We start from the raw sequence: 18805 nt of genomic DNA, 5'->3' as shown, positions 1-18805 counted from the left end.
CAAGGAGAAATTCAATGCGCAAATATGCTTATGTGGCTTTGACGTTACTGTGGGTCTCGGGTCCAGTGGCCTGTTCGACGGCCAAGAAGCAATCCCCGGACAGCTCGACGGCCGCCATGTCGGCGAAACCCACCGCCCAATCCTCGGCCACCCCGACCGTCGCCGAAACGAAGAAAAAAACCAAGAAAGCCAAGAAGGTCCAATGAACCCCCCGGAGAAGACCATGAACAGGATCTTTTCAGCCCTGGCCGCCGTCATGTTCCTGGCCGCCGGCTGCGCTTCCCAAAAGGAGGTGCAAAGCCAGGCCATCCCGTCCCAGGCACCGGCCAGGAAGGCGGCCAAACCGGCCCAGTCCACCTATTCGGTGTCGAAAGGGGATTGCCTTTGGGCCATTTCAGGGAAGGTCTATGAGGATCCCTTCCAATGGCCCCTGCTCTTCAAGGCCAACCGGGACCAGATCCACGATCCGGACCTGATCTATCCCCAGCAGGTCTTCCAAGTGGAAAAAGGGTTGGAGGCGGAGGACATCCAAAAGGCGAAGAAACTTGCCGGGAACACGCCTCAATATGTCCCTCACAGCCAGCCCCGGGCTTCCCTCCCCATCAATTACTTCTGAAGACCGGTAATCCTCTTTTCTTCGACGTTTCCGGGGGTGGTCCACACGACGCCCCCACCTCCTTTCCACCCCTCCGTTCCTCCATTGGACGTTCCAAACCCCATCGCCGCGCCTAACGGGGCGCTTGCCCGATCTTCTCCAGGTACTCCAGGCCCTTTTGGGCCTGGGCGTCCCCGGGTTTCAGGTCCAGGACCTTTTGGAAATAGTCCGTCGCCTTGGGGTATTGGCCCAATTCCAGGGTGGCGATGGCCGCGTTGCCGTAGGCGGCGGCGTATTGCGGGTCATAGGTGATGGCCCGATCGTAGGACAAAAGCGCGTCCTTTAAGTCCCCTTGATGGTAATAGGCGTTCCCCAGGTTGAAGTTGAATTGGGGATCTTCCGGGACCCAGTTCTGGGCCCAATGGTATTGGTCCCAGGAACGGCCATAGGCCGCCCGCGCGGCCTCCACATCCGCCACTTTCGCGTGCGCGGTCAAGGCCGCCTTGGCGGCATCCCCTTTATCTTCGTAATAAAGACCCAGGGTGTTCCGGAAGACCGCGTAATCCCGATAGGTGAGGTCATGGGTCCTTCCATCCAAGGGGAAGCCGGGTTCGCCCAGGTGACGCAGGCGCAGTCCGTCCCAGACCCGGTCCGCCTTGACCTCATCGAAGGGTTCCTTCGATCCGAAGGTCACGCCCTTCCCCGTCACCCCGTAGGCCTGTATCCGCACGCCCGGCAGGGAGTTGTCCTCGATCTTATTGAAGCTCACATAAAGGTCATGCCCGGGATTCTTTTGAAGGATCCATTGGCAAAGGGTGGGGACGGATTCGGCGCCCAAGGACTGGGCCGTTCGCGGCACCTTCAGGTCCGGATGGTCCCGGTAAAGTTCCCGGCGTATCCAGTCCATCGGGAGCCCATCCATCCCGACCACCGCGATGTCTTTCCGTTTCCCCTCGACCCATTGCAGGTACCAGGACGGGAACACCAGGCTGTCCCCTTTGCAAAAATAAAAAGCGTTCCTTGGCACGGGTTTGAGGCTGTTCAGGATGAAATCATAGGAATAGGTGTAATCGCTCTGACGGGCCTGGGTAAAACGGAGGACACCCAGCCAAACGACCAAGAGGGCCAAAAGTCCCAGGACCATCTTCCCCCAAAGGGGCCGGGCATTCCCTCCCGTTCTGAGGCGGATACTCCATCCCCAGGCACAGCCTAAAAGGATGAAGAGATGGGCCGGTAGTACGTAGTCCGCGATGAGATAAAGACGGTCCTCCGAAAGGTTCAAATAGACCGCCAGGGCCCCGGCCACGCCCAGCCAGAGAAGGGCCAAGCCCTGGGCCCAGGGCTTTTCCACTTTCGCCATTTCCCAAATCCCCCAAAAGGAGATAAGTAAAAGCCCCCCGAACTCCCAAAAACTGTCGTGAAGAATGACGACCAACTGCCGCACCCAGGCGGAGACCCCGCCCGCCGCTTCCGGTCCCAGGTATTGGCTGCGCAGGAAATCGGACGTGAAATGGCGCCAGGAAGAAGGGTCACCCCAGTTCAAATGTGGATCGGCAAGGGCCCGGATGGGCAGAAGAACGTAAAGGCTGACCCCCAACAGGAACATCCCCAGAAGAAGGATCGGCCGGGAGGCGGGATGCGGAACCTCTTCCTGCGGGTCCGGTCGGACAGGAAGCTCCCGGAATAAAGGCAGCGCCAACAACGCAATACCGGGCAGGAGGGCCAGCATGGTCATCCAATGGTTGGCGAACCCCAGTCCCAGGAGGAAGGCCACCGGAAAGAGTTTCCCTTCGCGCAGGCACCAAAGGATGGCCAAAAGGAGGAGACCGGTCAGTTCATAAACGCCGGTCTTGGCGCTCAAAGCCGCCGGATAGGCGGTCTTACCCAGGATCCAAAGGAAGGAAAAGAGGGCGGCCGTCGGACCCGAAAGCCCCACCTTCGCCTTGAGGAACAGGAACAACAGCAGGCAGATGGCCGCTCCCAAGAGGGCCGAAGAGAGGTTGACCCGGAAACCCAGGGCCCCCAAGGGTAAAAGGGCCATCAAATGCCCCAGCAAGGTGTGGAGAGGGTAACCCGGCGGATGGGGGATGCCCAGGGTGACGCAGGCGGTCACCGTTTCCGGGCTGTCATCCAGGTAAAAGGTCGGGTTGAGGCCCAGCAAGGCCCAAAGGAAGGCCGACAGGAAAACGGCCCATGCCGTCAAAAAAAAAGCGCGTCCTTGGTTCACCATAGGACGCGCATTTTAACCCAAGATCCTGGCCTTTTTAGAACACGAAGCGCATTTGGGCGTAGTGGTTGTAGGCCTGGCTCAGGTCGTCGGCCCCGTAGGAATAGTCCAGGCCGAAGAACCCGGCCAGCACCCCGGCGCCCAAACTGAGGTTTTGGTTGCCGAAACCCAAACGGGCGTTGAAAAAGCCGCCCAGGGTATAGGTGGCCCCCAGCTTGATGCGGGAAGCCGAAGCATCCCCCGTGTAAAGACTGGACGAGGAGAAGATATCGTCCACTTCCCCGTTCAGCCTTAGGTCAGGAATGGGATGATAGGAAGCGGCCAAGTTCACCATGGTCGGGGCCGGATCGGACATGAAACCCGCCAGGAGCGAATTGGACGGCGCGGTCTCGCTGGCACCCTGGTGGAAAAGATCCAGGATGGAGAGACCTAAGTCCAATGGGAGATTCGGAAGCTCATAGAGCGCCCCCAGGTCGAAGCCCCACCGGGTGGTGGAGGCCGTGATCTCGTCCTTGAAGGTATCGCCGATGTTCGAATTGTTGAAACTGAACCGGTCATAGGCCATATGGCGGTTGACGATCTTGAGGTTGGCGCCCACCGTCAGACCCGGCAGTTCCTTCTCCACCGGCTGGAAGCTGTAGGTGGCCATGGCCACGGTGTCGATATAGACCAGGGCCGTCAGGATCCCCATGTCGTCAGTGAGATGGTTGAGGATGTTCTTGCCCAAAGCCTCCGTGTCCACACCCGACAAGGTAGATCCCACATTCTGCTTAAATGTGTCCAAGCTCTCAGTACCATTCTTCAATGCGGCGATGTCGGAAGAAACGGAGGATTGTTGGGAAGACGACAAAGATTCGTCCAAACCCGCCTGGATACTGTTGGACATTGCATTGTAAACCGCTTGGATATTGGTATCTGAATTACTGTCCAAGGGAATGCCAAGAATTGCTTGACTCAAATTTCCCTGCCAGACTTGGGTGAAGGCGTGGGTGCTGTTATAGACCTGTATCCCAAAATGCTTATCGAGCCGCACCGCGACATTGCCACCCACACCCGCTTGGACCGCCTTGTCGGTCAAATGTTTGAGGAAATCTTGTATTTCACCTAAGCCTTGATTGACCTCGGCCGAGTTGGATGTGTTATACCCGTCGGCAATTGACTTGAAGGCACTATCAGGATTGAAGTTGAGGTTATCGAGATAGTCGATCAGGCCAAATACATCGTTCGAGATGTTCAGGCCCAGGGAAAAGGCTTCCACCCCATGGGGCGCCCGGCCCAAAAGGGCGGGGTTGAAGGCGGTGGCGTTAAAAAGGGTCCCATCGGCACCGACCGCGTTGCCCATTCCGACCGCCACGATGTTCACCTGGGAGGGGGGCAGCTTCAGGACGGCGGGGGCCTGGGCCAAAGCCAGGACCGGCATCAGGATCACGGCGAAGGCGGCCAACAGGGTTCGTTTCAAGTTCCTCTCCTTGGGTGGGATGCGGAATTATAGCATCCCCGGAGCGGCGCTACCCCTTTAGGGATTTCAGGATCCTCTCGCCTTCCTTGTCCTCGATGACCCGAAAAGCAGGGTCTTCCAAACGGGCATAAAGGACCTCCGCTTCCTTGATATGGAACCAAAGCCCATGGAGCGCCAAGCTCCCGTCCTGGACACGCCGGGCCACCCGCTCATAGGTCATCAAGTGCTCCAGTTGAAGCAGGACGTTCTGCTGGGAGACCGCGTTGACCAGCGCCGGGCCGGCCAGCCCCGGTTCCCTCTTCTTGACCCGGGCCAGGGCCTCTTCCCCGCGACGCAACCAGGCCTTCAGGAACGGCAACGGGACATTTTCCCGCCCCTCGCAGATGGCCTTCACCGCGCCGCAATCCGAATGGCCGCAAACGATGATGTGCTTGACGGAAAGCTTCTCCAGGGCGAACTCCAGGGCCGCCAATTCGGACTCGTCGGTGGGGGTGGCCGTTCCCGTCTCGTTGGGGGTGACGAAATTGCCGGCGTTGCGGAAGACGAAAAGGTCGCCCGGATCGGTGGAAGCGAACACGTTCACCGCCATGCGGCTGTCGGAGCAGGCGATGAAGAACACGTCGGGCTTCTGGCCCAACGCCAGTTGGGCGAAGGTGTCCTTCACCTGTTCCCGCTTGACGCGGTGGAAATCCATGATGCCTCGGATGAGTTTTTCCACGGGGCCTCCCTTGTTTCGGTGTTGGGGATTTTAAACTATCACGGGACCGGGAAGGAACGAGGACCGGTCAAAAAAGGATGGCTCGCAGCTCCGAAGGGACCCCGTCCCGGATGAGCTTCAGGACCTCCTGGGAGGTCTTCACCTGTAGGGCCGCCTTGGCGATCTCCTTGGCCTTGGCGTGGGGCATCATGCGGATGACCTTCTTCACCTCGGGGATGACGGAGGCGCTGGCCGAGAATTCGTCCAGGCCCATCCCCAGGAGCAGGGGCACGAGCTGGGGATCGCCCGCCATCTCGCCGCACATGCCCACCCACTTGCCCGCATTATGGCAGGCATCGATGGTGGTCTGGATGAGGCGAAGGATGGCCGGGTTCAGCGGGTCGTAAAGATAGGCCACCGATTCGTTCACCCGGTCCACGGCCAGGGTGTATTGGATGAGGTCGTTGGTCCCGATGGAGAGGAAGTCCAGTTCCTGGATGAGCAGGTCGGCCATCACCGCCGCCGAGGGGATCTCGATCATGGCCCCCACCTCGATGCCCGAGCGGAAGACCTTCCCTTCCCGTTTCAGTTCCTGGATCGATTGGTTCAACAACACCTTGGCCTCCCGCACCTCCGACAGGGTCGAGATCATGGGGAACATGACCTTGATGGGCCCGTGGACCGCCGCCCGCAGGATGGCCCTGAGCTGGGCCTTGAAGATGTCGGGGCGCTTGAGGCAGAGCCGGATCGCCCGGAGCCCCAAGAAGGGGTTGGATTCGTTGAGCGGGTTCAGGTGGGTGAGGAACTTGTCGCCCCCCAGGTCGAGGGTGCGGATGATGGCCGGGCTGACCCCCGCCTTGACGGCCAACTGCTTGTAGGCTTCGTATTGCTCGTCCTCCGAGGGGATCTCGTCGCGGTCCAGGAAGAGGAACTCGGTGCGGAAAAGGCCGATGCCTTCGGCCCCATGCTGGAAGATGTCGTCCAGTTCCTGGGGGATCTCGATGTTGGCCGCCAAGGTCACCTGGTGCCCATCGGGCGTGGTGGCCGGGAGCGACCGCAGGGCTTCCAGGCTTTTCTGGAAGGCCTCGTAGCTGTCCTTGAGCCGCTGGTAGTCCTTGAGGGTGGTGGGAAGGGGGTTCACCACCAGCAGCCCCTTGTTGCCGTCCAGGATCAGCAGGTCGCCGTCCTGGACCTCATTGGTGAGGTTCTGCATCCCCACGATGGCGGGGAGCCCGAGGGACCGGGCCACGATGGCCACGTGCGAGGTGCGGCCCCCGACGTCCGTGCAGAAACCCTTGATGACATCGGTGGACATGTTGACCGTATCCGACGGGGATAGGTCGTTGGCGATGACGATGACCTCGCGATCGAGCTTCTTGAGCTGTTCCTTCTCGACCCCCGAGAGGTTCTTCAGCAAGCGGTTGCCCACGTCCTGGATGTCCCCGCCCCGCTCCCGGAAATAGCTGTCGTTGAGGGATTCCATGACCGCCCGGAACTTCTCCAGGGCCTCCACCAGAAGGAACTCGGCGTTCAGGCGGCGGGTCTTGATGGCGTTGGGGATCTCCTCGCCGAAAAGCGGGTCGTCCAGCACCACCTGGTGGGCCTGGAAGATGGCGGCATGCTCCTCCCCCAGTTTGGCCTTCATCTTGTTCTCGAGCTCCGCGATCTGGGCCCGGGTCTTCTGCAAGGCTTGCCGGTAGCGGATATCCTCCGGGCCGGTCTCCTCGGTACGGAGGTTGCGGCGGGAGGCCGTCAGGCCCTGGGGATGGTAAAGGAAGGCCGGCCCGATGGCGATGCCGCCGGAGGCCGGGATCCCGTTGTAGATCTTCTCCGCCACAGGGGCTCCTTACTCTTTTTCGCCGAAACGGTTGGCGAAAAGCTGCCGGAGGGCCGTCATGGCGTCCTTGGCGTCCTCGCCCTCGATGGTGAACTCCAGCTCGGTCCCCTTGGCCGCGGCCAGGGTCATGAGCCCCATCAGGCTCTTGGCGTTCACGTTCTGGATGCCGTGCTGGATGAAGACCTGGCTCTTGAACTTATTGGCCACTTTCACCAATTCGGCGGCGGCCCTTAGGTGGAGCCCCAGCTTGTTGATGATCGGCAGTTTTTCGGTGACTTTCATGTGGTCCTCTTTGCAACAGGATAACGAATCACGACTTGGCCCCCAAAGACCTTCTCCCCAAAAAACATCAAGGCGCCCCCGGCGGCGCGCCATGGCCGCTCAAAAGGGGCCAAAAAGCCAGCATCAAGGCGAACAGGACCACCGCGTAGAACATCTGGCTGGGACTGATCTTGCGGTGGAGGGCGAAGGTGAAGAGCCCTACGATGGCCGTGAAGAAGGCCAGCCGCAGGAGGAAAAGCCCCACCTGGGTCCCCGGGATGGAAAGGTTCACGAAAACGATCAACACGCCCAACAGCAGGATGGAGGCCAGGCGCAAACCCCGGATCGCTTCTTGGAACCCGAATTTGCGCAAGGAGAGGACCACCTGGTCCCCCATGCGGTAGCCCTGGAGGAAGCCCACCAGGCGCAGTCCCACATGCCCGATGTTGTAGACCGACAGGAAAAGCAGGGGCATGATCCAGAACTGCCCCTCGACCGGGAAGGACCTGGAAATGACCAGGGTGACGGCAATGAGGGCGCAATAGGGGCGGATGGTGGCCCAGAAAAGGTTGTCCCCCATGGCGGCGATGGGACCCATCATCCCTACTTTGAGGGCGCTGATCTCCTCCTCCTTCTGCTTTTGCTGGGCGGGCGGCAGTCCCTGTTTCTCCTCCTCCATCTTGAGCACCGCCCCCAACACGAAGGAGGCCATGTAGGGGTGGGTGTTGAAGTATTCCAGGTGCCGGGTCATGGCCTGGGCGCGGTCCGCCGGGTCCTTGTAGGCCTTCTTGAGCACCGGAAGCAGGAAAAAGGTGACCCCATAGCTCAAGTAGCGTTCGTAGTTCCATAACACCTGCAGGTGGAACTGGCGCAGGAAACATTTGGCCAGGTCCAGCCATGTCACCTTCGCCGGTCCGGAAGCCTTGGCCGCGCTCATCGGTTCCCCTCCCCCCGGCTGGCGAAGTAAAGGATGAGGAAGAACCCGGCCACCAGGGCGATGGCCACCAGGTAGATGCCCGGCAGGGTCGAAAAGACCGCCAGGGTCAGGATGGCGCCGATGGAAAGGAAGAGGACCGGCGCGTTCTTGCGTTCCACCAACAGGTCGATGACCGCCGAACAGCCCAGGGCCAACAGGAGCCAATGGGCGTAATAGAAGCCCTCCAGGACCCGGCCCTCTAGGACCTGCCCCAGGATCCCGTAGAGGTGGGAGCTCCAATGGGCCAGCGTCAGGCAGGCCAGCGAGACCAGGAATCCCTTCACCCATTGCTGGGCCAGCACCAGGTAATTGATCCATTCAAAGGTCTGCAGGTGTCCGTTGAAGGCCATGCGTTGGGCGAAATGGAGCCATCGGACGTGGAACTTACGGAGCAGGATCTCCACCTCCGTGCTCCCCAGGGCCAGCGGGATGGCCACCCCGAGGGCGAAGGTCATGACCGCTTCCGGCTGGGAGGTCTTGGAAAGCTCGCAGGCCAGGGCGACGGTCGTTCCCGAGAGCATGGTCAGGTCCAGCGGCAGGTGGGCCCCGACGGGAAGGTCGTTGATCCAGATGAGCTCGATCAAGGCGCCCAGTTCTAGGCCGATGTCCGGCCGGCCCAGCAGCCAGCCCACGACGGGTCCGGTGACGATGGGCCGCGAAACCATGAATTGGCCGAAGGCCGTCTGGTCCAGGCTCAGGAAGGCCAGGACCAGGGCGACCCACAGGCCGTGTTCCATCATCACGGGCGCCACCCTTTCAACTGGGTCGTCACGGTCGTCTCGAAGGACTGGCCCGGGGCCAATTGGACATCCCAGCCCAGGAGCAGGCAGGAACCCTGATAGACCTTCTCGAACCCCCCTTCGGATTGGGAGATGGTCTCAACGGGGTAGCGGAAGAACAAGGCCGGCTTCTCGGTCTTGAAAAGAGCCTCCAACTCCAGCCATCCGTCGCGAAGGCCCATGGCCGTCACGTTCTTTTCCTCGCCCACGCTCACCATGCGGGAATCCGCCAGGGTGTGGCCTTCGACGAAGTAGTTGCGGTCGGGTGCGTCCCCGGCCAGGAGGGTCAGGTTCCATTCGATGAAGAACCGGAACTCCAGGAGGCGCCCCCCCTTGTTCTCCAGGCGGTACTGGGCCTTGAGGTCGAAGTCGCCCGGCTTGAAGGCGAGGCGCTTCTCCAATCCCAGGGATTCGCCCATGACCCGGCCATCGCGGGACAGGTCCACCCGGGCGGGCTGGCCTTTCTTCTTGGGCGCCTGGACCTTGGAAAGGAAGGGGCTTTTCCGGAAATCGCCCCATTCCTCGAAACGCTGGGTCAGGAGCGCCTCCACCCCCGTGCCGGGAGCGGTGAAATGCTCGGTCAAGCTCGCCCGGCGCGCCTGGTCGTAGAAGAGCTTCTTGTCGAGGTCGGGTTCCTTCATGCGGACCATGTCGTGGATGCTGGCCACCCCGCCCTGGGCCTGGGCTTGGTTGGCGGCCGTCAGGAGCTTGCCGTGATAGGCCTCCTTACGGCGGGTCAAGGTATCGCTCAGGTTGATGGGCTTGGGGAGGTAGTCCAGTTCGGTCAGGACCCCGCCGGTCCCGGGCTCCAGCACCGCGTGGTACCCATCGCTTTCCAGCACGATCTCGTCCTTTCCATCCTTGTTGAAATCGGTCTCCAGGACCCGGAGGCCGAAGGGGGGTGGGGGCAGCAGGCTTTCAGCGGCCTTCTCCGCCTCGATGAACTCGCGATAGACGGCGAAGCGCAGGTGGTTGAGGTAGAGCCCGCCGAAGACGCCATGCCAGTAGGGACAGTTGCATTCACCCCGGTAAAGGGCCTGGGTGGCCTGGGCCAGGACCGCCTTTTGCTTCGGGGTCGCCTTTTTGCCCAGGCGTTCCCGGGCCGCCTCGACCTTGGCCGAGACCCACAACAGTTTCTTGTGCATCTGGTTGCTCTCATCGTATTTCGCCAGGAAGTTCCGCCAGAAACCGCCCTTGAGGTATCGGTCGAACCGGGGCATCTCGCCCCGGTCCCGCACTTCGTGGCGGATATGCTCGAACTCCTCGGCGGCGTCGGCGGGCAGGGACCATTCCCCCATCTCCGAATAGGAGCCGGTCGGGAGGTTCAGGTTCCCCAGGGGGGCATGGGCTTTCGCGTACTCGGCGAAGGTGGTCACGTGGATCCAATCGCCGTTCTGTTCCAGGGCGTTGAAGAACCGCTCCAGCCACCCCTCCTCATAGACCCATTTATAGGTATCGGGCCAACCCCCGAACTTCTCGCCGTCGTCCATCAGCACGACCGCCCGGTCGCCTTCCTCGGTGGCCACCGAACGCAGGTAGTCCAGGGTCTCCTCCACCGCCCGGAACGGCACCAGGTAGCGCATCTTTTCCGAGATCGGGAAGACCCCGGCGGTGAGGCCCTGTTCTTCCATGAGGTAATAGCCGAAGGTCTGGTCCTCGCGCAGGCCCGCCGCCTTGAAATGGGCGTCGTCCATCACGATGTATTTCACCCCCGCCTCGGCCAGGCTCTTGGTCAGGTGGGGTTCCCAGACCCTCTCCGCCGTCCACATGCCTTGGGGCTCGACCTGGAAGTGTTCCTTCAGATAATCGGTGAGCATGCGGATCTGGCCCAGCTTATCCCGGTCGGGCAGGATGGACAGGATGGGTTCGTACATGCCGCCGGTGAAGAACTCGACCTGCCCCCTTTGCGCCATCTCCTTGAGCATCTTGAAATAGGCCGGGCGGTTCGCCTCCAGCCATTCCAGGAGAGGCCCGGTCACATGGAAAGTGCATTTGACCTTGGGGTGGCGGTGGAGGATGTGCAGGAAAGGCTCGTAGGATTGGTGATAAAGGGCCTCGAAGACCTGGCCGAAGTTGCCGACGGGCTGGTGGTTATGCACGCCGAAGATGAAATTGACCTTTTTCATTTGAACCCCTTCAAAGAATGAGAACCATGACCGCGAAGAAGCGAAGAAAAAGAAGTTGTCCAAACGCTTTTTTCACCGCCTTCGCGTCTTCGCGGTGAAAAAAGGCCTTTTGCCTTAGAGGCCTTTCAGGTCGGGGATGAACTTCTCGAGCATTTCCTTGGTGTCCCCGGGCACGGCCCGGACCTCCAATTCCACGCCCATTTTCCTCAGTTGAACGAGCGCCCCCACGTCCTCGGGGCTCACACAGACCGTCTTGCTGACCTGTTGTTTGCCCTCGCAATAATGCATCCCGCCCACGTTGATGGAGGAAACGGTGCCCCCCGCTCCCAGGTAGGCCAGCACATCCTTGGGATTGGAGAAAAGGAGCAGGGCCTTTTCAGGGCCCATGTCCTCCCGGCACTTCTGGGCGGCTTCGGCCACCGAGAAAAAGCTCACCTTGAGCCCGGAAGGGACCGCCATTTCCATGAGGGTCCGTTGCATGCTGTTGCCGGCGATGGGATCGTTGACCACGACCAACCGCTGGATCCCCAGGGCCTTGACCCACCCCACCACCACTTGTCCGTGGATGAGCCGGTCGTCGATTCGAAGGAGTTGGATATCCATGGTTATTTCTTGATGATCTCCTGGGAAGTGAGGATGCCTTCCCGGGCGGACTTTTGGACCTCTTGGGCGAGGGCGGGAGGGTCCAGGTCCTCCCAGCGGGAAGCCGCCTGGATCAACATGGCCAGGTTGATGCCCGTCACGACCTGCAAGGGGCGCTCTTGGGCCAGGCGGAGCCCCACGTTGAAGGGGGTCCCCCCGAAAAGGTCCACCAGCAGCACCGCCCCCTTCTTCCCGGGGTCCACTTGGTCCAGGGCGGCGGTCACCTTGGCGAGGAATTCCTCCAGGCCTTCCTGGGCCTCCAAGGACACGGCCCGGAAACCCTCCGGGACCCCCAGGATGGTCCCCAAGGTCCCCAAGAGGGCCTTGCCGAACTCACCATGGGTCGCGACGACCACACCGGTCATTCCATCTCCTTTGGGAAGCAACAACGGATACAGGACAAAAGGTTAGAAAGAAACCCCCGCGATATCAACCGAAACAAGGCCCGGAAGCGGGGCCTTTCATGGATTTTCCAGGGGAATGGCTACATGACCAGCAGGCGGATGATGGCCCGGCCCAGTTTTTCGGGGTTGTGGCGCACGTAGTCGTTCTGGTCCAGCAGGTTGGCCCGGCGCAACTGGACCCCCAGGGCGTGGAGGGCCTCCTCGTCCACCGTCACCGGTTCCTGTCCGTAACTCTCATATCGGGCCAGCAGGTTGGCGGGGACCCGCTCCTTGTTGGCGATGACATAGTGGACGAACCCCGGGCCCGTATGGCGGAAGAGGGCCTTCACGTGGTCGGCCACCGTCATCCGGTCGGTCTCGCCGGGTTGGGTCATGACGTTGCAGACGTAGACCTTGACCGCCCGGGACAAGGCGATGGTCTCGGCCACCTCGGGGATCAGCAGGTTGGGAATGACCGAGGTATAGAGGCTTCCCGGGCCCAGCACGATGGCATCGGCCTCCAGGATGGCCTTGAGGACCTCCGGATTGGGTCGGACCTTTTTCTCCTTGAGCATCATCCGTTCGATGGGGGCCTTGGCCAGGGGCACCTGGGACTCGCCCGTCACCACCCGTCCGTTGGTGAGCTTGGCCTGGAGGGTCATGGGGTCGAAGGTGACCGGCATGACGGTACCGCGGGTGGCCAGGACCCGGCTGGATTCCTCCACCGCCCGGCCGAAGTCCCCCGTGATCTCCTTCATGACGGTGATGAAGAGGTTCCCGAAGCTGTGGCCCTTGAGGTCGCCGTGGCCCCTGAACCGGTATTGGAAGAGTTCCTTGAGCAGGGTCTCCTGGTCGGACAGGGCCACGATGCAATTGCGGATGTCGCCCGGGGGCGGCGTCCCGAAATCCCGGCGCAGCCGGCCCGAGCTTCCCCCATCGTCGGCCACGGTCACCACCGCGGTGAGGTTCGTCGTGTAGTTCTTGAGGCTGGAAAGGACGTTGGGCAGCCCCGTTCCTCCCCCGATGGCCACGATGCGGGGCCCGCGCTTGAGGCGGCTCTTCTGGAGGGCCTGGCTGAGGAATTCTTTCTCCCGGGCCGGGGCGTACATGGTCACCATGGAGAACTGGAGGCGCCCGACGGCCATCCAGATGCCCCAAACCCCCAGGGCTATGGCGAAATAATCGACGAACTTCAGGTGTTTCAGGTGGCTCTCCACCTCGCTGAAGAGGGCGGGATGGATGGCGATGCCGCCGGTGTGGGGACTGATGACGCCGGAGAAACCGACGTAAAGGACCACGATCGAAAGGAGCAACAGGATGACCCAACGCTTGAGGCGAAGGCCGGGAAAGAACCAGGTGGGACCAAGCATCAGTCGGCGGCCTTGCTGCCGGGCAGGCCCCGGCCCTTCTCATCCGCCATGATCCGGGTGACCCGGTCGGCGAACTCCTGGGCGGTGAAGTATCCCAGCTTCATGAGGCGGTTGTTCATGGCGGCCACTTCGATGATGACGGCCAAGTTCCGGCCCGGGCGGACCGGAATGAGGAACATGGGGATCTCCACGTCGAAGATCTTGTGGGTGGAGGGAGTGAGGCCGAGCCGGTCGTATTCCTTCTTGTTGTCCCATTCCTCCAGCCGGATGACCAGCTCGATGCGCTTCTTGTCGCGGATGGCGCCCACGCCGAAGAGGCTCTCCACGTTGATGATCCCCAGGCCCCGGATCTCCATGTGGTGCTTGATGATCTCGGAGCGGGCCCCCATGAGGATGCGGTTGGCCAGCCGTTTGATGTAGACCAGGTCGTCGGCCACCAGGCGGTGGCCCCGCTCCACCAGGTCCAGCGCGCACTCGCTCTTGCCGATGCCCGAATCGCCCAAAAGGAGGATGCCCACCCCATAGACGTCCAGCAGGGTGCCGTGGATGGTGGTCTCGGGCGCGAATTCCTCCTCGAGGAAGACCGAGATCTCGGAGACGAACTTGGTGGTCGGGGTCGGGGTGGAAAGGACCGGGATCTTGTGCTTGCGGGCCTCCTCCAGCATTTCCTTGGGGACCGCCATCTTGTGGGTCACCACCACGCAGGGCAAGCGGTAGGACATGAGGGTCGTGAGGATCTTCTTGCGCTGGGCGGGTTTGAGGGTCTTGAGGTAGTGGATCTCGGTCTTGCCGAGGATCTGCAGCCGCTCATGGGGGAACCATTTGAGATAACCGGTGAGGGCCATTCCCATGCGGTTGATGTCGACGGAGACGATGTAGCGGTCGCCCATGCCTTCCTCGACGACCGGCGTCAGGCGGAGACGTTCCTTGGATTGCTGGAAAAAGGACTCGACGGAGATCTTCTTCATAACGCTCCAGGCCTTCCCGTCGCTGACCTTCGCTTCAATGCTTCAGCTTCTCTTCTTCCTGGATGATCTTGATGACATCTTCCGGGCTCTTGGCCGAAAGGAGGGATTTGCGGAAATACTTGTCCTTGAGCAGCGAGGAGATGCGGGCCAGGGCCTTCAGGTGGGCGCCGGCGGCGCCCTCGGGAGCCACCAGCATGAAGAAGATGTTCACCGGCTCGCCGTCGAGGGAGTCGAAGCTGATGCCGTCCTGGGAAAGCCCGAAGGCGGCGGCCAGGTCGGAGACGGTATCGGACTTGCCGTGGGGGATGGCGATCCCCTGGCCGATGCCCGTGGAACCCAGTTCCTCGCGTTCCAGCAGCGTCTGGACCATCTTTTTCTTGTCCTTGATCTTCCCGGACTTGAAGAGCACTTCCACCAATTCCTTGATGGCGTCCTTCTTGTTCTTGGACTCCAGCGACAACTTGATGGCGTCGACCGACAAAAAATCCAATATCTGCATTCCCCGCTCCCCTCAGGTCAATATTCGGGTTCGATCAACCCGATGTTCCTGTCCTTGCGCTTGTAGACCACGCTGGTCCTCTCCGTCTCGGCGTTCGAAAAAACGAGGAATTCGTCCTTGGAGGAGGACAACTGCAGGGCCGCCTCCTCGATGGTCATGGGTTTCACGGCGTAGGTCTCGGACCGGACCACCCGAGGGCCCTCGCTTTCGCGTCCCTCGGACATCCCGCTCCGGATCGCCGAGGCCCGGGCCTTGGGCGTTTCCACCCGGTATCGGTCCACCCGCTTGTCCTTGCTCTTATGGGCCTGTTTCTCCAGCCGCTGGGCCGCCGCGTCGATGGAGGTGTACATGTCGTGGGAAGAGGCCTTGGCGCTCAGCTTGAGGTTCTTGGCGGTGAGGGTGATCTCGCAGAGGTGGACCTTCTTCTCGAAGTTCAACACCACGTGGGCTTCCTTGATCTTGCCGACGTAGCGTTCGACCCTCTGGATCTTCTCCTCGATATGGGTGCTGAGGCCTTCGGTGAGTTTCTGGTGGCGGCTGGTGATATGGACTTTCATTCCGGTTCCTGTGGAGGTCGTCATGGGGAGGCTCCCTTTCGCCCTCTCTTGGCGAAAAAGCCCTAGAAAGAGCAGTTATTCTAACATTCGAGGTTCGGAAGTCAATCAAGGGGCTTTCCGCCCCGCGCCTCCTTTCCTTCCCATCCTGCACCACCCGCCGCCTGGGAAATATGATTTGTAGCAAGGTGATTTGTCTTCAGAATTTCTTTCGTTGCGAAGCCGGGGGGATCCGGAGCTCTTCCCGGTACTTGGCGATGGTCCGGCGGGCGATGTTCAGCCCCTGCTCATTGAGGACCTGCATGATCTTCTGGTCGGAGAGGGGATGCTGGCCCGGTTCCTGGGCCACCAACTCCTTGATCTTCTCCTTGACCGAGAGGGACGACACGTCCAGGCCGTCGGTGGACTCCAATCCACTGGTGAAGAAGAACTTCAGCTCGAAAAGACCCCGGGGGGTCTGCACGTATTTCTGGGTGGTCACCCGGCTGACGGTGGATTCGTGCATGCCGATCATGTCCGCCACCTGCTTGAGGGTCAGGGGCTTGAGGGCGCTGATGCCGATGTCCAGGAAATCCCGCTGAATGCGGAAGATGGCCTCGGTCACCCGGTAGATGGTCTTTCGCCGCTGTTCGATGTTCTTGATGAGCCACATGGCCGACTGGATCTTTCCCTCGAGGAACTTCTTGGCCTCCTTGCCGTCCAGGGCCTTCTTGTCCTTGAGCATCCTCCGGTAATAGGGGGAGATCCGCAGTTTCGGGAGCGGGTCGTCGTTGAGGACCACCACATAGTCCCCCTCGATGAAACGCACATAGACGTCCGGTGTGACGTATTTGGTGTCCGATTCCTGGTAGGCCCGTCCCGGTTTGGGTTCCAGGGTGGCGACCAGTGCCATCGCCTCCCGCAATTGCTCATCGGTGCACGAGAGGGCCTTGGTGATCACGGCGAAGCGGCGTTTCTCCATATCCTCGAAATGATCGTGGATGACCTGGTAGGCGCGTCGCGCCGTCTCGCCCGTCTTGTTCTCCAATTGGAGCAGGAGGCACTCCCTGAGGTTCCGGGCGGCGACGCCCGGCGGGTCGAAGCCCTGGAGGATGGCCAGGACCCTTTCCACTTCGTGGGGGTCCACCCCCTGCGAGGCGGCGATCTCCTCGACCTTGGCGGTCAAGTAACCGTTCTCGTCCAGGTTGCCGATGAGCACCTTGCCCAGCGCCGTCTCCTTCTCGTCCTTGGCCACCAGGGAAAACTGCCACTCCAGGCTGTCGGCCAGGGTCTCGGGGCGGGTGATGGAGGCCTCCACGAAATCCCTTTTTTCCTGTTCGGCCGCGCTGCTTTCCCGTCCGCCATAGGACCCTTCGGAAGCTTCGTCGTATTCCTGGCCTTCCTGGTACATGTCCCAGGTCTCTTTTTGGAACCGGTCCCCTTCCTGCATGTTCTCGACCAGATCGGTGGTGTGGCGGTCCCGGGCCAGTTCCATGATCTTGTCGTTCTCGGGATTGGGGACGTCCGAGGGGGGAGCGTCCATGGGTTCGGTGGGGTCGGCCTTATCGGTGGTCTCGGCGGTGGTCTCTTCGGCCTCTTCCTCGAGGGTCGGGTTCTCGAGCATCTCGCGGTCGATCCACTCATTGAGCTCCAGGGTGGAGAGTTGGAGGATCTTCATGGCCTGTTGCAGCATGGGCGTCATGACCATGCGTTGGGACATCTTTTGGTTCATACCCATCTGCTGACGCATCGAAGGACCTTCCTCAGGCGGGCTCGGGGTGTGGGGTAGCCGGTAGCAAGAATTATACCGGTTGGGGATAGTGGTCGTAGATTAAAAGATTGGAACGGCCAAAAGCGTCAAAGGGCGAAATAGAGGACGAGATTCCCCAGGGTGATGGTCCCCGCGGCCCACAAAAGACCCTTGGCGGTGTATTTGAAATTCTTCTTCCGGTAGAACCAATAGGCCGGCAGGACGAAGACCCATTGGGTCGCCCCGTAAAAGGCCAGCAGGGTCAGGGGGATATTGGTCCAGGCACTGGTCGGGCCGTTCGGTCCCCATTGGGACCAGGAGATGAAGCAGGCATAGGCCAACAGGAAGACCGAGCCCATGATGGCGAAGGTGATGCCCACTCCCTCCCACAAGCGCTTGTTGCCGTGGTGCTCCTTATAAGTGGAATAGATCGGCATGGCTACTTTCCTCCAAAAGCTTCCTGCCATCCGGGTTCGAACTTGGTCCGGTCCCATTGCCGGATCCAAAAATCCAGGTCGAAAGGCTGGGGGAATTCCAGGTCTCCCGGCGCGTAGGCCCGACCCCCTTTATACACCATTTTCAGCGTCCGGAAATTCTGAGGGTCCTTGAGGGGATCGTGCTGGTAAAGGGCCAGGTCCGCGAACTTCCCCTTTTCAAGGGACCCCAACCGTTCTTCCTCCCCCAGCACCTTGGCCGCTTCCGAGGTGGCCATCTTCAAGCATTGGCTGGGAGTGATCCCCGTGCTTTGCAGGTCCCGCCATTCCTTGGTGGAAACGCCGAAAGGCATGTGGGGATTGCCCGCGTCGGTCCCATAGGCCACCTTGCCGCCCAGTTCCAGGAAGCGTTCCAGGTTCTTTTGGCACTGGTGGTGCCCGGCCTTGAAACCGTGCTGACAGAACTGGCCGAAGGGATGGTCGGCCTTGCGCTTCCATTCCTCGGCCCAACCCGCGTGGGCATGGATGGTGGGAAGGATGAGGACCTTTTTCCTCACCGCCTCCTTCCAAAGGTCGTCGGAGACAGGGCGCGCGGGGATATGGGCCAATTCCCCCACACCCGACTTGAGGCAGACCTCGAAATCCTGTTCGTTGGTGATATGGGCGGTCACCCTTTTGGAAAGTTCCTTGGCCGCCTTCACGATGGAAACGACCTCGGTCTCGGAAAGGACCGGCCCCAGCTCGTGTTCCATCCCGATCTTCACCACATCCACGCCCATCCCGACGATCCTCTTCACCTTGTCCTGGGATTGGTAACGGCCCTGCACGGGGGCGGAGACCTTGGGCCCCCAGACGTTCTCGGGATAACCCTGCGGACAGGTCAGGACAGGACCGGAAATGTAAAGCCGGGGCGAGGCGATGAGACCGGAGCGTTCCCGGGCCTTCCAGGCCATGCCCTCGAAGAGGTCGCTGGCCAAGTCCCGGACGGTGGTGACGCCGTTTCGAAGGAAGCTTTCCAAGGTGGTCTCGTCCACCAGGCCGTGGACATGCAGGTCGATGAGGCCCGGAAGGACGAAAAGACCCTGCCCATCCACGGCGGTCCGGGCCTCGTAGGCGGGCGCCTTGGAATGAAGCCCTACATATTCCAGTTTTTCGCCGGAAACGAGAAGGGTCGCACGGGACAAGGGCTTGTCCTTGACCCCGTCGTAAAGGGTGACGTTCTCGATGGCGGTGTGGACTTGGAGCATTCAAATTCCTAAGAATTTTCTG

Annotated in this window: 19 protein-coding genes; 2 read left to right on the top strand and 17 right to left on the bottom strand. The window is 61.0% G+C overall.

All coding sequences use genetic code 11. From position 1 onward, the window contains the following. The first annotated feature begins 14 nt into the window (after window positions 1–14). Together VHE12_08485 and VHE12_08480 are read left to right on the top strand one after the other, a co-directional pair. Window positions 15–206, top strand: coding sequence for a hypothetical protein (locus VHE12_08485; protein HVZ80820.1), 192 nt, complete (start codon window positions 15–17; stop codon window positions 204–206). Continuing rightward, window positions 203–616, top strand: coding sequence for a hypothetical protein (locus VHE12_08480; protein HVZ80819.1), 414 nt, complete (start codon window positions 203–205; stop codon window positions 614–616). The genes VHE12_08485 and VHE12_08480 overlap by 4 nt, the downstream gene beginning before the upstream one ends. Before the next feature lie 112 nt (window positions 617–728). Here VHE12_08480 and VHE12_08475 read toward each other — a convergent pair whose 3' ends face one another. The 17 genes from VHE12_08475 to VHE12_08395 form a co-directional block, all read right to left on the bottom strand. Then, window positions 729–2822, bottom strand: coding sequence for a DUF2723 domain-containing protein (locus VHE12_08475; protein HVZ80818.1), 2094 nt, complete (start codon window positions 2820–2822; stop codon window positions 729–731). A gap of 37 nt (window positions 2823–2859) precedes the next feature. Next, a complete protein-coding gene (traF, locus tag VHE12_08470) occupies window positions 2860–4281 on the bottom strand; it encodes a conjugal transfer protein TraF (protein ID HVZ80817.1) in 1422 nt (473 codons plus the stop codon). 49 nt (window positions 4282–4330) lie between these two features. Further along, entirely contained in the window at window positions 4331–4999 is a 669-nt protein-coding gene (locus VHE12_08465; GenBank protein ID HVZ80816.1) for a carbonic anhydrase, read from the bottom strand. Between the two features lie 67 nt (window positions 5000–5066). Beyond that, window positions 5067–6815, bottom strand: a complete 1749-nt coding sequence (ptsP, locus tag VHE12_08460; protein ID HVZ80815.1) for a phosphoenolpyruvate--protein phosphotransferase — start codon at window positions 6813–6815, stop codon at window positions 5067–5069. 9 nt (window positions 6816–6824) lie between these two features. Further along, complete coding sequence (locus VHE12_08455) at window positions 6825–7097, bottom strand: HPr family phosphocarrier protein (GenBank protein HVZ80814.1); 273 nt, start codon at window positions 7095–7097, stop codon at window positions 6825–6827. 67 nt (window positions 7098–7164) lie between these two features. Beyond that, entirely contained in the window at window positions 7165–8013 is an 849-nt protein-coding gene (locus VHE12_08450) for a PTS system mannose/fructose/sorbose family transporter subunit IID (GenBank protein HVZ80813.1), read from the bottom strand. Next, complete coding sequence (locus VHE12_08445; GenBank protein ID HVZ80812.1) at window positions 8010–8792, bottom strand: PTS sugar transporter subunit IIC; 783 nt, start codon at window positions 8790–8792, stop codon at window positions 8010–8012. Before VHE12_08445 ends, VHE12_08450 begins: the two co-directional genes overlap by 4 nt. Next, complete coding sequence (locus VHE12_08440; GenBank protein ID HVZ80811.1) at window positions 8792–10957, bottom strand: alpha-amylase/4-alpha-glucanotransferase domain-containing protein; 2166 nt, start codon at window positions 10955–10957, stop codon at window positions 8792–8794. Before VHE12_08440 ends, VHE12_08445 begins: the two co-directional genes overlap by 1 nt. Window positions 10958–11071: 114 nt before the next feature. Beyond that, entirely contained in the window at window positions 11072–11560 is a 489-nt protein-coding gene (locus VHE12_08435; GenBank protein ID HVZ80810.1) for a PTS sugar transporter subunit IIB, read from the bottom strand. 2 nt (window positions 11561–11562) lie between these two features. Continuing rightward, window positions 11563–11964 (bottom strand): PTS sugar transporter subunit IIA, encoded by a 402-nt coding sequence (locus tag VHE12_08430; GenBank protein HVZ80809.1) that lies wholly within the window; start codon window positions 11962–11964, stop codon window positions 11563–11565. A gap of 119 nt (window positions 11965–12083) precedes the next feature. Continuing rightward, the gene (locus VHE12_08425) at window positions 12084–13352 is read right to left on the bottom strand and encodes a gluconeogenesis factor YvcK family protein (protein HVZ80808.1); all 1269 of its coding nucleotides are present in this window, start codon (window positions 13350–13352) and stop codon (window positions 12084–12086) included. After that, complete coding sequence (gene hprK, locus VHE12_08420) at window positions 13352–14320, bottom strand: HPr(Ser) kinase/phosphatase (protein HVZ80807.1); 969 nt, start codon at window positions 14318–14320, stop codon at window positions 13352–13354. Before hprK ends, VHE12_08425 begins: the two co-directional genes overlap by 1 nt. A 34-nt stretch (window positions 14321–14354) precedes the next feature. Further along, entirely contained in the window at window positions 14355–14819 is a 465-nt protein-coding gene (locus tag VHE12_08415; GenBank protein HVZ80806.1) for a PTS sugar transporter subunit IIA, read from the bottom strand. Between the two features lie 17 nt (window positions 14820–14836). After that, complete coding sequence (raiA, locus tag VHE12_08410; protein ID HVZ80805.1) at window positions 14837–15376, bottom strand: ribosome-associated translation inhibitor RaiA; 540 nt, start codon at window positions 15374–15376, stop codon at window positions 14837–14839. A 196-nt stretch (window positions 15377–15572) separates the two neighbouring features. Further along, the gene (rpoN, locus tag VHE12_08405; GenBank protein ID HVZ80804.1) at window positions 15573–17102 is read right to left on the bottom strand and encodes an RNA polymerase factor sigma-54; all 1530 of its coding nucleotides are present in this window, start codon (window positions 17100–17102) and stop codon (window positions 15573–15575) included. Window positions 17103–17209: 107 nt separating this feature from the next. Next, window positions 17210–17539: a hypothetical protein gene (locus VHE12_08400; GenBank protein ID HVZ80803.1), complete on the bottom strand. Its 330-nt coding sequence runs from the start codon at window positions 17537–17539 to the stop codon at window positions 17210–17212. Between the two features lie 2 nt (window positions 17540–17541). After that, on the bottom strand, window positions 17542–18783 hold the full coding sequence (locus VHE12_08395; protein ID HVZ80802.1) for an amidohydrolase family protein: 1242 nt from the start codon (window positions 18781–18783) through the stop codon (window positions 17542–17544). Between the last annotated feature and the right edge of the window lie 22 nt (window positions 18784–18805).

The organism is bacterium (genome assembly GCA_035549195.1).
Lineage (GTDB): Bacteria > Oederibacteriota > Muellerivitia > Muellerivitales > Muellerivitaceae > DASZRK01.
Note: the sequence above shows the minus strand (reverse complement) of the source record. Positions and strands in the feature narration are given on the sequence as shown.

Excerpts from the sequence above, each read along its gene's own strand:
- rpoN (HVZ80804.1), bottom strand. The coding sequence starts at position 17,102 with ATGCGTCAGCAGATGGGTATGAACCAAAAGATGTCCCAACGCATGGTC.
- VHE12_08485 (HVZ80820.1), top strand. The coding sequence starts at position 15 with ATGCGCAAATATGCTTATGTGGCTTTGACGTTACTGTGGGTCTCGGGT.
- raiA (HVZ80805.1), bottom strand. The coding sequence starts at position 15,376 with ATGAAAGTCCATATCACCAGCCGCCACCAGAAACTCACCGAAGGCCTC.
- VHE12_08480 (HVZ80819.1), top strand. The coding sequence starts at position 203 with ATGAACCCCCCGGAGAAGACCATGAACAGGATCTTTTCAGCCCTGGCC.
- VHE12_08445 (HVZ80812.1), bottom strand. The coding sequence starts at position 8,792 with ATGATGGAACACGGCCTGTGGGTCGCCCTGGTCCTGGCCTTCCTGAGC.
- VHE12_08435 (HVZ80810.1), bottom strand. The coding sequence starts at position 11,560 with ATGGATATCCAACTCCTTCGAATCGACGACCGGCTCATCCACGGACAA.
- VHE12_08450 (HVZ80813.1), bottom strand. The coding sequence starts at position 8,013 with ATGAGCGCGGCCAAGGCTTCCGGACCGGCGAAGGTGACATGGCTGGAC.
- hprK (HVZ80807.1), bottom strand. The coding sequence starts at position 14,320 with ATGAAGAAGATCTCCGTCGAGTCCTTTTTCCAGCAATCCAAGGAACGT.
- VHE12_08400 (HVZ80803.1), bottom strand. The coding sequence starts at position 17,539 with ATGCCGATCTATTCCACTTATAAGGAGCACCACGGCAACAAGCGCTTG.
- VHE12_08395 (HVZ80802.1), bottom strand. The coding sequence starts at position 18,783 with ATGCTCCAAGTCCACACCGCCATCGAGAACGTCACCCTTTACGACGGG.
- VHE12_08440 (HVZ80811.1), bottom strand. The coding sequence starts at position 10,957 with ATGAAAAAGGTCAATTTCATCTTCGGCGTGCATAACCACCAGCCCGTC.
- VHE12_08425 (HVZ80808.1), bottom strand. The coding sequence starts at position 13,352 with ATGCTTGGTCCCACCTGGTTCTTTCCCGGCCTTCGCCTCAAGCGTTGG.
- VHE12_08415 (HVZ80806.1), bottom strand. The coding sequence starts at position 14,819 with ATGCAGATATTGGATTTTTTGTCGGTCGACGCCATCAAGTTGTCGCTG.
- VHE12_08455 (HVZ80814.1), bottom strand. The coding sequence starts at position 7,097 with ATGAAAGTCACCGAAAAACTGCCGATCATCAACAAGCTGGGGCTCCAC.
- VHE12_08430 (HVZ80809.1), bottom strand. The coding sequence starts at position 11,964 with ATGACCGGTGTGGTCGTCGCGACCCATGGTGAGTTCGGCAAGGCCCTC.